We start from the raw sequence: 16,163 nt of genomic DNA on the forward strand, positions 1-16,163 counted from the left end.
CTTTGTTTCAGAAATAAAATAAACGATATGTACGGAAAAATTAAAGAACACCTGCAAGAGGAGCTTCAGGAAATAAAAAACGAAGGATTATTTAAAAAAGAGCGCATTATAACCACGCCTCAAGACGCTGCAATTAAAATATCAACGGGGCAAGAAGTTATTAATTTTTGTGCCAATAATTATTTGGGTCTTTCATCACATCCGGAGGTTATTCAAGCAGCCAAAGACGCTATGGATACTCATGGCTTTGGGATGTCGTCAGTTCGATTTATATGTGGTACACAAGATATTCACAAAGAATTAGAACAAAAAATAGCAGATTTTTACCAAACTGAAGATACAATACTGTATGCTGCTTGCTTTGATGCCAATGGTGGTGTTTTTGAACCTTTATTGACAAAAGAAGATGCAATAATTTCAGATTCATTAAATCACGCATCTATTATTGATGGAGTTAGGTTGTGTAAAGCTGCTAGGTACCGATATGAAAACAATAATATGGAAGATCTGGAAAAGCAATTAATTGCTGCTAATGAAAATGGAGCACGATTCAAGATTATTGTTACAGACGGAGTGTTTTCTATGGATGGTTTAGTGGCTCCGTTAGATAAAATTTGCGATTTGGCAGATAAACACGACGCCTTGGTTATGATTGATGAATGTCACGCTACAGGTTTTATAGGAAAAACCGGTAGAGGGACTCTAGAAGAAAAAGGAGTAATGGACCGTGTAGATATTATAACCGGTACGCTAGGTAAAGCTTTAGGTGGTGCTATGGGGGGTTACACAACCGGTAAAAAAGAAATTATAGAAATGCTTCGTCAGCGATCACGTCCTTATTTGTTTTCAAACTCATTGGCTCCTGCTATTGTGGGTGCATCTATTAAGGTTTTTGATATGCTGGCAACAGATACCAGATTAAGAGACAAGCTAGAAAAGAATACTGCATACTTTAAAAATGGAATAAAAAAAGCAGGTTTTGATATTATTGATGGTGATTCGGCTATTGTTCCGGTAATGTTATATGATGCAAAGTTATCTCAAGATATGGCAGATATGCTATTAGAGGAAGGAATCTATGTTATTGGTTTTTTCTTCCCTGTTGTGCCAAAAGGCAAAGCAAGAATAAGGGTTCAACTATCTGCTGCACACACAGTTAATCAATTAGATCAGGCAATTGCAGCTTTTATTAAAGTGGGTAAAAAACTTAATATTATTGAAACTGAATAAATTAATTTTGAGCACCAAAGACGTTGTAATTGGGAAAATTTTAATAGATTTGACTTTGTTTATAAGTTTTAACAACTTACTTTTGCTCTAATTAACACTTAAAAATTAAACAATCGAATATGAAACATCTTAACAGTTTATTAGTTGCTGCCGTGCTATTTTTAGGTATTGGCGTAGCGAACGCACAAGACGAAAACAACCCTTGGGCTTTTGAGATTGGTGTCAATGCTGTTGACGTCTATCCAGTAGGTCTTGAGGATGGCCAATCTGTAGCTTCCCCAATGAGAGGTGAGCTTTTTGACGAATATTTTAATGTAGAAGATCACTGGAGTATTTTACCTTCAGTATCAAAAATTGCTGTAAGCCGATACATTGGTAGCGGATTTACTTTCTCAGCAGTTGGTACTATTAACAAAATTGATAAAGTTGGTGATGTACGCGTAGATGACTTAAGTTACTACGGTGCTGATGGTGAAATTAGATATAGCTTTAGAGACCTAATCAACGGACCTGGTGGATGGTTTGATCCATCTCTTGGTGTTGGTGGTGGTTACACTTGGGTTGATGATATCGGGTTTGGTACTGCTAACGGTTTAGCAAGTGTTAGAATCTGGTTAGCTGAAAATTTAGCATTAAACCTACAGTCTACTTATAAGCACGCATTTGAAGATAATTACGGAGTAAAACACTTCCAGCACTCTGCAGGTGTTGTGTTTAAATTTGGTGGTAAAGACACTGACGGTGACGGAATCTACGATCAAGAAGACGAATGTCCAGAGACTCCTGGTCTTCCAGAATTCAACGGATGTCCTGACACTGACGGTGACGGTATCGAAGACAGAAATGACGCTTGTCCAGAAACTGCTGGTTTAGCTGAATTCAACGGTTGTCCTGATACTGACGGTGATGGTATCGCTGATCCACAAGATAACTGTCCTACAGTTGCTGGTCTTCCAGAATTAAATGGATGTCCTGATGCTGACGGTGATGGAATAACTGATGCAGATGATGAGTGTCCTAACGAAGCTGGTCCTGCTGCTAACAACGGTTGTCCTTACGAAGATAGAGATGGTGACGGAGTATTAGACAAAGACGATCAATGTCCAGACGTTGCCGGAACTGTTGCTAATAACGGTTGTCCAGAAGTAACTGTTGAGGTTATTAAAGAAATCAACGAGTACTCTAAAACAATCTTATTTGACTACGACAAAGCTTCAATCCGTCAAGAATCTTACGGTGCACTACAGAGTATTGCAGATATTATGAAAGAATATCCAAACACTGTATTCCACATTGAAGGTCACACAGATAGTAGAGGTAGTGATTCATACAACATGAAGTTATCTAAAGAAAGAGCAGCTTCAGTTATGAACTACTTAACAACAATTGGTATGCCAGCTAACAGATTAACTTCTGAAGGTTATGGAGAAGAAAGACCAGTTGCTACTAACAACACTGCTGCTGGAAGACAGCAAAACAGACGTGTTGAGATCTCTCTTAACAAAAACAGAGACAAATAATAATGAAATAAATTTCATTAAATAAATAACAGAAACGCCTCCGTAAATCGGGGGCGTTTCTTATTTTTAAGGTATGCAAACTTTTCTAGAAGATACCTTATTTACACTACAACAAAAGCATACAGATTTATCTAAGCTTACCCTTATCTTTCCAAGTAAAAGAGCAGGAGGCTTTTTTAAAAACTTCATTAGTAAACATGCAGTCACAACTTCTTTTTTGCCCAAAATAGTAAGTATTGAAGAATTTATTCAAGACGTTTCAGATCTTACTATAATTAATAACACCGAATTACTTTTTAAGAGTTATAGCGTTTATTTAAACACGAAATCATTTACTCAAAAAGAAGATTTTGAAAGTTTCAATTCTTGGGCTGTTACTCTTTTAAATGACTTTAATGAAATAGATAGATACCTTGTAAACCCAAAAGATTTCTTCAATTACCTAGGAAGTATAAAATCCATGGAACGATGGAATCTAAAAGAAGAAAAAACAGAACTCATTCAAAATTATCTTAAATTTTGGAACAGTCTCCTAGATTTTTATTCGGCATTAAAAAACATTTTAATTGAGGACTCTATTGGTTATCAAGGATTGGTATACCGGGTTGCTTCAGAAAAAATTGATGATTACATAACGGATCATTCAAATGGTAGGTATGCATTTATTGGTTTTAATGCTCTTAACTCAGCCGAACAGCATATTATTCAAAAATTATTACATGCAGGCAATAGTGAAGTTTATTGGGATCTAGACACTACATTACTCAATAATACGAAACACAGTGCTTCATTGTTTATACGAAGATATTTAAAACAATGGCCTTATTTTGAAAAAAATAAACCTTTGGGCGTTTCAAATTATTTTGGTCAACAAAAAACCATTCAAATTGTTGAGGCTCAAAAGAACATTGTTCAAGCAAAATATGTAGGGCAACTTTTAGCGTCTTATTCACCAAAAAAGCTACATAATACTGCTGTAGTATTAGCAGATGAGAATTTATTAATACCAGTCCTCAGCTCGTTACCAGACAACGTGACATCGGTTAACGTTACAATGGGAACTGTGCTTAAAAACTTTCCCGCTACGCTGTTTTTTGAGCTTCTGCTGTCCTTTCATATAAATGCTTCAGAAACATTATACTATAAAGATGTTCTAGAGCTTATCAATCATCCTATTGGTACTACATTACTCGTTAGTGGCTCACAAGTAGTTTCACATATTGGTAAAGAAAACAAAACACATTTTACCATTAACGAGTTACTTGATTTTGCATCAAATGGTGATAGGGAGGTGTTAACGTGGTTATTTGACTATTGGAATGATGATAGTAAAAAAGCAGTGTCAGTATGTTTAACGCTGTTAGATACTTTGAAAAACAAGTTTCAAGAAAACCCGATAGAACGCGTGGTTTTATATCAACTACACAAAGTATTTACAGAGATTGAGGCTTTAAATAACACCTATTCACACCTTAACTCAATAAAGACAGTACAAGGGCTATTTACCGAGTTAATTGCAACTACTTCACTAGACTTTGAAGGAGACGCGTATGAAGGATTGCAAATAATGGGAGTTCTGGAAACCCGTGTGCTAGATTTTGAAAATATTATTGTAACCTCGGTGAACGAAGGGGTTTTACCTACCGGAAAGTCAAACGCTTCATTTATTACCTACGATTTAAAAAAAGAATTCAACCTACCTTTATATACCGAAAAGGATGCAATTTATACCTACCATTTTTATCATATGCTGCAACGAGCAAAAGAGGTTACATTGTTGTATAATAACTTTTCAGAAGGAATTAATACAGGTGAGAAGAGTAGGTTTTTAATGCAACTCGAGATTGAAAAACAAGCCAATCACACTATTTCAAAAACGGTGCTTTCTCCCAAAATTACTCCGGTAGTTCAGTCACTTAAAAAAATACAGAAAACCGATGCGGTTATGAAGCGTTTACAAGAAATAGCAGAGCAAGGTTTTTCACCCTCGGCACTTAGCAGTTACATTCGCAATCCAATTGATTTTTATTTTCAGAAAATTTTACGACTTTCTGAATTTGATGAAGTTGAAGAAACTGTTGCTGCCAATACACTAGGGACAATAGTTCACGATACATTAGAAACATTTTACAAACCATTTGAAGGCACATTTCTCACTTCAGAAAAAATAAAAGGTTTAAAACCACAAATTGATAAAGAAGTTAGCAAACAATTTGAACTATCTTTTAAAGGAGGCACCTTTAATAAAGGAAAAAACCTTATCATTTTTGAAGTGGCAAAACGATATATAGAAAACTTCTTACATTTTGAACTAGCTGAGATTGAAAAAGGAAATTCAATTAAAATTATTGGTATAGAAAATAACCTTGATGTCAATGTACCCATTTCAAACATTCCATTTCCGGTAAAAATTAAAGGAAAAGTAGACCGTGTAGACGAATATAATGGTCAATTGCGTATAATAGATTACAAAACCGGAAAAGTAGCTCAACGTGATGTTGAAATTATTGATTGGGAAGAACTTATTGAAGATTATAATTACAGTAAAGCATTTCAAGTACTTGCGTATTCCTTGATGATAAACAATAAAACACCTGTTGTTAATGCCGAAGCAGGAATAATTTCATTTAAAAATTTAAACAGTGGTTTTTTAAAATTTGGGCAAAAAGAAAAACCCAGAGCACCCAAAAATCAACTTATCACCCAAGAAACGCTACAAACTTTTACAGAAGAGCTCAAAAAACTAATTCTTGAGATTTGTAATAAAGAAATTCCGTTTACTGAAAAAGAGATACAATGAAGATAGAAGAAAACAAAATACTACACAGAGAAAACAAAAAGCCAATTATTTATGACCTGTATTACAATGAAAATCAAAAACCAAAACCTATTGTCATTTTTTGTCACGGTTATAAAGGCTTTAAAGATTGGGGAGCTTGGCATTTAGTTGCCGAAGCATTTGCCAAAGCAGGATTTTTCTTCTTAAAATTTAATTTTTCACATAATGGTGGTACCGTTGATGAGCCTATAGATTTTCCAGATTTAGAAGCATTTTCTGAAAATAATTATACCAAAGAGCTAGACGATCTAGAAACAATTATCGCCTTTATGGCAACCACAAAGCATTATATGCTAGAAGCAGATGTAAACACTATTTCTCTCATTGGTCATAGTCGCGGAGGAGGAATTGCCTTAATTAAAGCCGAAGAAAACAGTAACATAAAAAATGTTATCACTTGGGCTGGCGTAAGTGATTATAAAAGTAGGTTTAAAGAAGGTACAGACGAGTTTAAAGACTGGGAGAAAACAGGTGTAAAATATGTTCAAAACGGCCGAACAAAACAACAGATGCCTCACAACTTTCAGTTTTATAAAGACTTTAAAGCAAATGAAGATCGTCTTACCATAAAACGAGCGGCAGAACAATTAACAAAACCATATCTTATAATCCACGGAAGTAATGATCCTACCGTTTCTGTAGAAGAAGCAAAATCACTTCATACATGGAATTCAAAAAGTGTTTTAAAATTAATTGATGAAGCCAATCACGTTTTTGGAGCCAAACACCCTTGGGAAGAAAACACACTACCCAAAGACCTCGAAAAGGTAGTGAAAACTACAATCAATTTTTTAAAATAAAAAAACCACCGAGTTTTCGGTGGTTTGTGGAGAATATCGGAGTCGAACCGATGACCTTTTGGCTGCCAGCCAAACGCTCTAGCCAGCTGAGCTAATCCCCCATAATTTAAGTGCTAAAATACTACTTTTTTATTCATATTTACCTTTAAAAAATATAAAGAAACTAGTTTACAAAAATGATTCGGAAAGCTAACATTTCAGAAATTGATGCAATCATAACAATAACACGTGCTTGTGCTTTAAAAATGAATTCGGAAAAAATTTTTCAATGGAATGAACATTATCCAACAAAAGAAGCTTTTGAAAAAGATTTCCAAAGAGGTGAATTGTACGTATTAGTTAATTCAGAAAACATTATAGGAAGCATTGTTATTTCTACCTTAAAAGATGAAGAATACAATGATGTTACTTGGCTTACAGAAGATGGTAATAATATTTATATACACCGATTGGCAGTACATCCAGAATATCAGCATCAAGGATATGCAAAGCAATTGATGAATTTTGCCGAAGAAACAGCCCAAAAAAACAATGCAGTTTCTGTTCGCTTAGACACATTTAGTCAAAATAAGCGTAACCAAAAGTTTTATGAAACACGAGGCTATCAAAAACTAGAATCTATTTATTTCCCGAAACAAAGTAAGCATCCTTTTTATTGTTATGAATTAGTCTTTTAAGCAGTAGACTACTACTTTTGTTTACTTAAAAAACTTTTCTTTGAGCACGCAAGTAAGTTTTAAGAGCATAAATAAGATAGCTGTTCCTGCAATTATAGCCGGTATTGCCGAGCCGCTTATTTCATTAACCGATATTGCCGTGATTGGAAATGTTGAAGAGCACTCGGTTGAAGCTTTGGCTGCAGCCGGATTGGTAGGTTCGTTTTTATCTGCAATTATCTGGATCGTAGCTCAAACAAAAACTGCTATTTCGGCAATTGTTTCACAGCATTTGGGAGCCAATAGGTTACACGCTGTAAAAACGCTAATCCCACAAGCAATAGGTTTTAATTTAATATTAAGTCTTTTAATTTACGGAAGTACAGCTTTTTTTGCTGAAGCTATTTTTGGTCTTTACAATGCAGAGGGGCTTATTTTAAACTACTCGGTTGATTATTATCGTATAAGAGCTATAGGCTACCCATTAACACTCATTACATTTGCAATCTTCGGAATTTTTAGAGGGCTGCAAAACACGTATTGGGCTATGAAGTGCAGCCTTACCGGTGCATTGGTAAATGTAGTTTTGGATTATCTCTTGGTTTATGGTGTAGAAGGTGTCATCCCGCCGCTTCATTTAAAAGGTGCTGCGTATGCGAGTCTGGCAGCGCAGAGTGTAATGCTATTAATGGCATTGTGGTTTTTCTGGAAAAAAACGCCGTTTCATTTAAAACTAAGTTTCAACATAAACCCAAAACTTAAACCTCTTTTGTTAATGGCTGCCAATCTTTTTGTGCGAACAGCAGCACTTAACTTTGCAATCTATTTGGCAAATGCCTACGCCACCGATTATGGAAAAAACTACATCGCCGCACAGAGTATTTTAATGAATATTTGGTTGTTTTTTAGCTTCTTTATTGATGGGTATGCCAATGCCGGTAATGCTATTGGTGGTAAATTGTTGGGAGCTAAAGATTATAAATCACTGTGGGTTTTAAGTAAAAAAATAAGTAAATACGCTATTTTGATTGCTATAATCTTAATGGCTGGTTGTGCCTTGGTATATGACGAGATTGGCCTGCTTTTTAATAAAGAAGCCACAGTGTTGGTGTTGTTCAGTTCGGTGTTTTGGATTGTTTTATTAATGCAACCCGTTAACGCAATCGCATTTATGTTTGACGGAATTTTTAAAGGTTTGGGCGAAGCAAAATACTTGCGCAATTTGTTATTGGTTGCTACATTTTTAGGCTTTACACCTGTGTTGCTTATTTCAGATTATTTTGGACTGAAATTACATGCTATTTGGATCGCCTTTTTTGTTTGGATGTTAATACGAGCCGGTGGCTTGGTGATAAAATTCAGAAGAAAATATTTAAATAAAGAAGTATAATTGTAGTTTTACTAAAATTCTTTATGAGATACTTCTATTTACTTTTTTTTACATTTCTAATAATTAGTTGTGAAAATAATACTGATATTGTTAATAAGGATTTAAAACCCTCTTATATTAATTTCAAAAATGCTTGGGATGAAAGAAATTTATATGGTGAAGTTAAAGAGATTAAAAAGTATAAAACAATTTTTCAAAATTCGAATCAAGAGGGTAAATCTAAATTAATTTTTAAAGAAATTTTTACAGATTTTGGAGCAATTAAAGAAATTGAATATTTTGATGATTCTGGGCAAACATTGCAAAAAGAGAATTATAAATATGACAATAATGGGTATCTTTTAAAATATACTTTTAAAAATCCATCAAGAAATAGAAGGATAGTCCAATTATTAGTTAACGATACTATTAATAATATTACTAAAAAATCTTATTTTGTAAATGGTACTCTTAATCAGCAATTTACCTTATTTTACAATGATGAAGACTATATAACTAAATATATTTCTATTGAAAATAATGACACAATTAACGTATTTACTACGTATAAATTTAATGAACAAAGTAAAATGTTATGGAGTTTTCAAAAAGAAGAGCAGACTGGAGACACTATTTTAGTAAATCATTTTGTGTATAATGATATTGGAAATTTTATGGAGTATACTTCGAACAATCCAAACCAAGGTGGTATATTTAATAAGTATGAATGGAAAAATGATAGGGTTTCAAAAATAGAGCATTATATTATTTACCCAGGTTTATCAAAAAGATTAAGTGATATAACTGAATATGATAGACAATTTAATCCAATCAATGTGAAAGAATTTATTGAATCTAAAATTAATACTGAATTAAAATATCAATATAAGTTTGATAAAACAGGTAATTGGATAGAAAGGACAGTATATATGAAAGAGCATTATATTAATTCAAAAAAATTCACACCGGCATATATTGAAAAAAGAAAAATAAAATATTGGAACTAAATAGCTTAGCTTATGGACATTTTAAAATTTTTAGGCGGTCCAGGATTGTTTTTAATCCTTGCTATATTGGTAGTAGTGGTGGTTATTAATAACAAATACAAAAAAAGATAATTACCGGCTTTTTAACCAGCCGGTAATACTGTATCGTTCAGCAGCTTTTACTACTTTCACTTCGTGCTCCAGCTCTTGACTCTCAAAAATAACTACACGGCAAGGTAGCGGCAATACATCTAGTACTTCAGTAGTATCTAGATACAAACTTAGCTCACCACCATTTTCTTTTGGCCAATTAGCTTCATTTAAATAGCACACCACAGATAGCTTACGTCTATCATCATTTTGAAACGTGTCTAGATGCTTTGCATAAAAAGTTCCTTTTGGGTATACAGCATAGTGAAACTCTTTGTGCAAAATGCCCAGAAAACACGTTCTGTTTAAGTATTCAACTAGTTCGTTAATTTTATTAAAGAATAATTGCTCGGTAGGTGAAGCTTTTAGTTGGTCAATCCATAGAATAAAATCTCCGCGAATTTCAGAGTGAATTTCTTCATTGACTCTATTACCTATAGCAGATTTTTTAAAACGGTCAGCTTCGTATTTTTCTAATAAAGAATCGCGAAGTTGAACAACTTCTTCCGCTGAAAAAAAACCATCTACAATTGAAAATTTCTGTTTCTGAATATCTTCAATTATGGTTTCAAAAACGGGATTAATGGTAAAATCCAACTGCTCAAACAATTCTTCCATTGCTATAGGCTCAAAAAATAAAGTTTGCAAATATACTTCAGAAACACATATGTTTTTCAGAAAAATTCATGTGTTTAAAACTACTATCTTTGCAGAATAAAATAAGATATGAGTAAAATTAGGATTACCAAACAATTTTCTTTTGAAACCGGTCACGCACTTTATGGGTATGATGGAAAATGTAGAAATGTACACGGTCACAGCTATAAACTATCGGTTACAGTAATTGGCACCCCCATTGCAGATAATAACCACGTAAAATTTGGGATGGTAATCGATTTTGGTGATCTTAAAAAGATTGTAAAAGAAGAAATAGTAGACGTTTTTGATCATGCAACTGTCTTCAATAAAAACACACCTCACGTAGAGTTGGCCAATGAATTGAAATCTCGAGGTCATAATGTTCTTTTAGTAAATTATCAACCCACTAGCGAGATGATGGTGATTGATTTTGCTGATAAAATAAAAAAACGCCTGCCTGAAAATATAAACCTACACGCGGTTAAACTACAAGAAACTGAAACAAGTTATGCAGAATGGTATGCTGCCGATAATTAAAATTGTAATCACTTAAGCCGCCACTACACTCTTTTTTCTATCTTTACCTTATGCAAGTACCGGAAGGCAAAAAAATTTATTTTTCAAGCGATAATCATTTAGGTGCACCAACTGCTGAAGCGAGTAAACCTCGTGAACTTAAGTTTATTTCGTGGCTCGATGAAGTAAAAAAAGATGCAGCTGCAATTTTTTTGTTAGGTGATTTATTTGACTTTTGGTTTGAATATAAAACCGTTGTCCCTAAAGGTTTTGTGCGGGTATTAGGCAAGCTGGCCGAAATTAAGGATAGCGGAATACCCATCCACTTTTTCGTAGGAAATCACGATTTATGGATGCACGGTTATTTTGAAAAAGAGCTAAACATCCCTGTGTATCACAATCCCAAAGAATTTGAATTTAATAATAAACGTTTTTTTGTTGGTCATGGTGACGGAAAAGGACCGGGAGATAAAGGTTATAAACGAATGAAAAAAGTGTTTATCAATCCATTTTCACGATGGTTGTTTAGATGGTTACATCCAGATATAGGTGTGCGATTGGCTCAGCACCTTTCTGTAAAAAACAAATTAATTTCTGGGGATGAAGATAAGCAGTTTTTAGGTGATGAAAATGAGTGGCTGGCGCAATATGCCAAACGAAAACTAGAAACTAAACACTACGATTATTTTGTTTTTGGTCACCGCCATTTACCTATGGAAATAAAAGTAGGAGACCATTCAACATATTTTAACCTCGGAGATTGGATTAACCATTACACCTATGGGGTTTTTGATGGTAATACGTTTGAGCTGAAAGAATTTACCCTTTAATATCCTTTAACCGAAGCTGCAAACTCACCTTACCTTGCCATTCATTTTCGTCTATCACATAAGCAGCTTTAAATGGGACTCCTGCACACGCAATATCTTGCTTATCTGCCATTCCAAAACCAATGCATACAAATTGAGGTGAATTGTTTTGTTGAACCGTAAGGCGTAAATGGGTTTTATCTTCACCCACGCATTTTCCCCAGCCGGTATCTTTCAATCCTTGCGTCATAAATACGGGTGTCATATTACCCGGTCCAAAAGGTGCAAATTGCTTTAAAAGACGGTATAATTTTGGGGTTATTTCAGCAAGATTTATTTCGGCATCTACTTTAAGCTCGGGTTGAAGTAATTTTGGGTCAATAGTTTCTGAAACGACCTTTTCAAACGCATTTTTAAAAGCTTCAAAGTCTTTTTCGTGCAATGTTAATCCTGCTGCATACTTGTGACCGCCAAACTGCTCAATATATTCAGAACAACCTTCTAGCGCATTATACACATCAAATCCTTTTACTGAGCGAGCAGAAGCAGCCAGCTTATCACCACTTTTGGTAAACACGAGTGTTGGGCGGTAATAGGTTTCGGTTAAACGTGAAGCTACAATTCCTATGACTCCTTTATGCCAATTATGATGATATACAACGGTAGTGTTTCGTTTTTCTTCTTTATTATTTGTGATTTGAAGTAAAGCTTCTTCTGTTATGCTTTTATCAGTATCTCTTCTATCTGTGTTAAATTGTTCAATTTCCGAAGCATATTCTGCGGCGCGATTTAAATCGGTTTCGGTCAATAATGTAACGGCATGGTTGCCGTGTTTCATTCTTCCGGCGGCATTAATTCTAGGAGCAATAATAAAAACAACATCGGTAATGGTGAGTGTTTCTTTCTTTACTTGTTTTAAAATAGCCTTAAAACCAACTCTAGGATTGCTGTTTATTACTTTTAACCCATAATGAGCCAACACTCGATTTTCACCGGTAATGGGTACAATATCGGCACCAATGGCGGTAGCTACTAAGTCGAGGTACAAGATTAAATCTTCAAGATGTAAATCTCTTTTTTCTGAAAGCGCTTGAATTAATTTAAAACCCACGCCGCAACCACACAACTCTTTATAGGGATAACTACAATCTTCACGTTTGGGGTCTAACACAGCAACGGCTTGAGGTAACTCTTTACCCGGACGGTGATGATCACAAATAATAAAATCAATATTTTTTTCAGAAGCGTATGCTACTTTTTCAATTGCCTTTACACCACAATCCAAAGCAATTATTAGAGAAAAGTTGTTGTCTTCTGCAAAATCAATTCCTTTATAAGAAACACCATACCCTTCTTCATATCTATCTGGAATGTAGGTGGCAACGTTTGGATAATAACTTTTTAAATATGAAGAAAGTAACGCAACGCTGGTAGTGCCGTCAACATCATAATCTCCATACACCAAAATATTCTCTTCATTGGCGATAGCAAGCTCAATTCTGTCAACCGCTTTGTCCATATCTTTCATCAAAAAAGGATTGTGGAGATCGCTCAATTGTGGTCTAAAAAACTGTTTGGCTTGGTCAAAGGTTTCAATTCCGCGTTGTGCCAAAAGTGTAGCAACAATTGCATCTATACCCAATTCTTTTTTAAGATGATCAATAACAGTTTCAGAAGGTTTCGGTTTTAAGGTCCAGCGCATAAATATAGTTTCAAAATAGGGGAGGAAACGTAAAATTAAACAATTCACACTAAAAATATATCCTACATAAATTTCAATTTTGTATTTTGAACCAAGATTAATTTATTCAATTATGCCACTAGTAACCCCTCTACCATCTGACCACGACAAAGAAACCCAAGAACTAGCTGAGTTTTTTAATGAAACTCTTGGTTTTTGTCCTAATAGTGTGTTGACTATGCAACGCAGACCTGCTATTAGCAAAGCGTTTATCAATCTTAATAAAGCGGTGATGGCCAATGAAGGTCGTGTTACTTCAGCGCTTAAGCGTATGATTGCTTGGGTAAGTAGTAATGCAACCGGATGTAGATATTGTCAAGCGCACGCCATTCGCGCAGCAGAACGCTATGGTGCCGAGCAAGAACAATTGGATAACATTTGGGAATACCGAACGCATCATTCTTTTTCTGAAGCCGAACGTGCAGCGCTGGACTTTTCTTTAGCTGCCTCGCAAGTGCCAAATGCCGTAACCCCTGAAATTGAAAAGCGTTTACATGCTCATTGGGACGACGGCGAAATTGTAGAAATGCTAGGAGTTATTTCGCTATTTGGCTATTTAAACCGTTGGAATGATTCTATGGGAACTTCAATTGAAGAAGGCGCTGTTGAAAGTGGTGAGCAATATTTAGGAAAACACGGATGGGAAAAAGGGAAACATAGTTAACCACCATTTTTTATTATTTTCCCGCAACAACCATAACCAACTCCCCTTTGGGTGGTTTTTTGGTAAAATGTTGTAATACCTCTTCTACAGTTCCACGAACGGTCTCTTCATGCAGTTTTGTTATTTCACGTGATATTGAAACCTTTCTTTCTGCACCAAAATATTCGGAAAAATGAGTTAAGGTTTTAACTAGTTTGTGAGGTGATTCATAAAAAATCATCGTTCGGGTTTCTTCAGCTAAAAAAGTAAGGCGAGTTTGACGTCCTTTTTTTACGGGTAAAAATCCTTCAAAGACAAATTTATCGTTAGGCAATCCACTATTTACCAAAGCTGGAACAAAAGCGGTAGCTCCTGGAAGGCAATCTACTTCTATGTTGGCTTCTACACAAGCCCGCGTTAATAAAAAACCGGGGTCGCTTATTGCCGGTGTACCTGCGTCACTAATTAAAGCTACTGTTTCACCATTTTGAATTTTATTGACAATACCTTCAACCGTTTTATGCTCATTATGCATATGATGAGATTGCATAGGAGTGTCAATATTGTAATGTTTTAATAGCTTTCCGCTGGTTCTGGTGTCTTCAGCTAGAATAAAATCAACTTCTTTTAAAACGTCAATAGCTCTAAAAGTTATGTCTTGAAGGTTTCCAATTGGGGTAGGAACTAGATAGAGTTTTCCCATGGATTTTAATAAGAATTCTTAATTAAAGTTTTTTTCAATAATGGCCATAAAGCGCTCTGCATATTCATCTTTATTAAGCCAATAATTGTAGTCTGGTTTTATTTTGCCTTTAATGAAACTTTCAGCTTCATCATAAGATTTCATGGTATTGATTTGTGATAAAACCCGCGTGTAATCATTGGCATTATCATTAAATAAGTGTTTAATAAATGCTAGGCGGTCATTTAATCCTATTTGCAAGCCGTTGCTTACAGACTCATTGAGTGATTTTTTCTTGGCCTCGCTTCTATTAGCAAGCTCAGCAACTTTAACCGGGCTACTTTTTGAGGTTAACTCTTGTTTGTTTGAAACGTTTTTTTGCTCCTTTATGGTTGATGCGCTTTCGTTGCTTTTGCGCTCAAAAGTTGGCATTTGTTGATATTTTGCAGCAAAATCTTCTAACTCATTTTTATCATTTTTTTGAAGGTTTTTCTTTGGTAGGATATCTTCTAGCAATTGATCAACTCTATCTGCTTCTTGTGGCATTTGAGCAACAATGTCTTTAATTTTTTCCATTAAAGGTTCTACCAGATCGTCTTCATGTTCAGGTTGGGGTACCGGTTCAGGTTCTTTAAACCAATTTTGCTCACGGAAACTTTTTGAGTCAAAAGAAGTTTCAATTCCATCTGCATCAATTTGATGCTCCATATATTCTAAAATGGCCAGTTTTTCATATAATTTACCCACCGTTTTTTTTATAGAAGAAGTGTCAAACTGTTTTTCTTCTTCTGAAAGTTTTTCAACCAGTACTTGTATTTGCTCTCTAAGCTTCTTCTTCATAACTTTTTAAAATGATGTGTTTCTACTGTGTTTTGTTTTGTTAAATTTACGCATCCTATATGTAAACGTCAAGGATTTACGTTTTATTCTAAAATTGAAGTATGTTTCTTGAAAATACCGTTAATCAAAAAGAGCAATTTGGCTGGATTGAAGTTATTTGCGGTTCTATGTTTTCGGGAAAAACAGAAGAACTCATAAGAAGGTTGAAACGCGCAAAATTTGCCCGTCAACGTGTTGAAATATTTAAACCTGCCATAGATGTTCGGTATGATGATGAAAAAGTAATTTCGCACGATAGTAATGAAATTCGTTCAACGCCTGTTCCCGCAGCTGCAAATATCCCTATGCTTGCAGATAACTGTGATGTTATTGGTATTGATGAAGCTCAATTTTTTGATGATGAAATTGTGCAAGTTTGCAATGATCTTGCCAATAGAGGCATTAGAGTAATTGTCGCCGGGCTAGATATGGATTTTAAAGGAAATCCTTTTGGTCCTATGCCCAATTTGATGGCTACGGCAGAGTATGTTACCAAGGTACACGCTGTTTGTACCCGCACGGGTAATCTGGCAAACTATAGTTTCAGAAAGGCAAAAAGCGACGATCTTGTTTTATTAGGTGAGACCGAAGAATATGAGCCTTTAAGCCGCGCCGCCTATTATAAAGCAGTTTTGCGTGATAAAGTGAAAAAAATGGAGGTGAAAGATGCTCAACAAATGTCAACAAAAAAGAAGCCTTAATCT

At 34.9% G+C, this 16,163-nt stretch carries 15 protein-coding genes and 1 tRNA gene; 11 read left to right on the top strand and 5 right to left on the bottom strand.

Features of this window, described 5'->3' with window-relative positions; all coding sequences use genetic code 11:
- The first annotated feature begins 27 nt into the window (after positions 1–27).
- From kbl to INR76_RS04560, 4 genes are all read left to right on the top strand, one after another.
- Positions 28–1,230: a glycine C-acetyltransferase gene (gene kbl / locus INR76_RS04545; RefSeq protein ID WP_223109474.1), complete on the top strand. Its 1,203-nt coding sequence runs from the start codon at positions 28–30 to the stop codon at positions 1,228–1,230.
- Between the two features lie 119 nt (positions 1,231–1,349).
- Positions 1,350–2,750, top strand: a complete 1,401-nt coding sequence (locus INR76_RS04550; protein ID WP_223109475.1) for an OmpA family protein — start codon at positions 1,350–1,352, stop codon at positions 2,748–2,750.
- A gap of 73 nt (positions 2,751–2,823) precedes the next feature.
- Positions 2,824–5,550, top strand: coding sequence for a PD-(D/E)XK nuclease family protein (locus INR76_RS04555; RefSeq protein WP_223109476.1), 2,727 nt, complete (start codon positions 2,824–2,826; stop codon positions 5,548–5,550).
- Positions 5,547–6,389: a S9 family peptidase gene (locus INR76_RS04560; protein ID WP_223109477.1), complete on the top strand. Its 843-nt coding sequence runs from the start codon at positions 5,547–5,549 to the stop codon at positions 6,387–6,389. Before INR76_RS04555 ends, INR76_RS04560 begins: the two co-directional genes overlap by 4 nt.
- A 27-nt stretch (positions 6,390–6,416) precedes the next feature.
- Here INR76_RS04560 and INR76_RS04565 read toward each other — a convergent pair.
- Positions 6,417–6,490 (bottom strand) — tRNA-Ala (locus INR76_RS04565).
- Positions 6,491–6,565: 75 nt separating this feature from the next.
- On the opposite strand from INR76_RS04565, the gene INR76_RS04570 reads away from it, so the two are divergent.
- Genes INR76_RS04570 through INR76_RS04580 form a run of 3 tightly spaced genes read left to right on the top strand, consistent with a single transcriptional unit; the run spans position 6,566 to position 9,421 of the window.
- Positions 6,566–7,066: a GNAT family N-acetyltransferase gene (locus INR76_RS04570; protein WP_223109478.1), complete on the top strand. Its 501-nt coding sequence runs from the start codon at positions 6,566–6,568 to the stop codon at positions 7,064–7,066.
- A gap of 40 nt (positions 7,067–7,106) precedes the next feature.
- Positions 7,107–8,435 (top strand): MATE family efflux transporter, encoded by a 1,329-nt coding sequence (locus tag INR76_RS04575; RefSeq protein ID WP_223109479.1) that lies wholly within the window; start codon positions 7,107–7,109, stop codon positions 8,433–8,435.
- Between the two features lie 23 nt (positions 8,436–8,458).
- Complete coding sequence (locus INR76_RS04580; RefSeq protein ID WP_223109480.1) at positions 8,459–9,421, top strand: hypothetical protein; 963 nt, start codon at positions 8,459–8,461, stop codon at positions 9,419–9,421.
- 111 nt (positions 9,422–9,532) lie between these two features.
- On the opposite strand, the gene INR76_RS04585 is transcribed toward INR76_RS04580, so the two are convergent.
- The gene (locus tag INR76_RS04585) at positions 9,533–10,168 is read right to left on the bottom strand and encodes a 2OG-Fe(II) oxygenase (protein ID WP_223109481.1); all 636 of its coding nucleotides are present in this window, start codon (positions 10,166–10,168) and stop codon (positions 9,533–9,535) included.
- A gap of 108 nt (positions 10,169–10,276) precedes the next feature.
- Here INR76_RS04585 and INR76_RS04590 point away from each other — a divergent pair, with 108 nt between their 5' ends.
- The gene (locus tag INR76_RS04590) at positions 10,277–10,726 is read left to right on the top strand and encodes a 6-carboxytetrahydropterin synthase (RefSeq protein ID WP_223109482.1); all 450 of its coding nucleotides are present in this window, start codon (positions 10,277–10,279) and stop codon (positions 10,724–10,726) included.
- A 50-nt stretch (positions 10,727–10,776) separates the two neighbouring features.
- Positions 10,777–11,535 carry a UDP-2,3-diacylglucosamine diphosphatase gene (locus INR76_RS04595; protein ID WP_223109483.1) on the top strand — a complete coding sequence of 253 codons (759 nt, stop codon included), beginning with the start codon at positions 10,777–10,779 and terminating at the stop codon, positions 11,533–11,535.
- Here INR76_RS04595 and recJ read toward each other — a convergent pair.
- Positions 11,525–13,216, bottom strand: a complete 1,692-nt coding sequence (gene recJ, locus INR76_RS04600) for a single-stranded-DNA-specific exonuclease RecJ (RefSeq protein WP_223109484.1) — start codon at positions 13,214–13,216, stop codon at positions 11,525–11,527. The genes INR76_RS04595 and recJ overlap by 11 nt on opposite strands.
- A 112-nt stretch (positions 13,217–13,328) precedes the next feature.
- Here recJ and INR76_RS04605 point away from each other — a divergent pair, with 112 nt between their 5' ends.
- Positions 13,329–13,919, top strand: coding sequence for a carboxymuconolactone decarboxylase family protein (locus INR76_RS04605; protein WP_223109485.1), 591 nt, complete (start codon positions 13,329–13,331; stop codon positions 13,917–13,919).
- A 13-nt stretch (positions 13,920–13,932) separates the two neighbouring features.
- Here the strand turns inward: INR76_RS04605 and rsmI are convergent, their stop codons facing one another.
- A complete protein-coding gene (gene rsmI / locus INR76_RS04610; protein ID WP_223109486.1) occupies positions 13,933–14,601 on the bottom strand; it encodes a 16S rRNA (cytidine(1402)-2'-O)-methyltransferase in 669 nt (222 codons plus the stop codon).
- Positions 14,602–14,619: 18 nt separating this feature from the next.
- Positions 14,620–15,420, bottom strand: a complete 801-nt coding sequence (locus INR76_RS04615; protein WP_223109487.1) for a hypothetical protein — start codon at positions 15,418–15,420, stop codon at positions 14,620–14,622.
- A gap of 101 nt (positions 15,421–15,521) precedes the next feature.
- Here INR76_RS04615 and INR76_RS04620 point away from each other — a divergent pair, with 101 nt between their 5' ends.
- Positions 15,522–16,160, top strand: coding sequence for a thymidine kinase (locus INR76_RS04620; RefSeq protein ID WP_223109488.1), 639 nt, complete (start codon positions 15,522–15,524; stop codon positions 16,158–16,160).
- The last annotated feature ends 3 nt before the right edge of the window (positions 16,161–16,163 follow it).

Origin of the sequence: Marixanthomonas sp. SCSIO 43207 (assembly GCF_019904255.1) — a bacterium.
Taxonomy (GTDB): Bacteria; Bacteroidota; Bacteroidia; order Flavobacteriales; family Flavobacteriaceae; genus Marixanthomonas.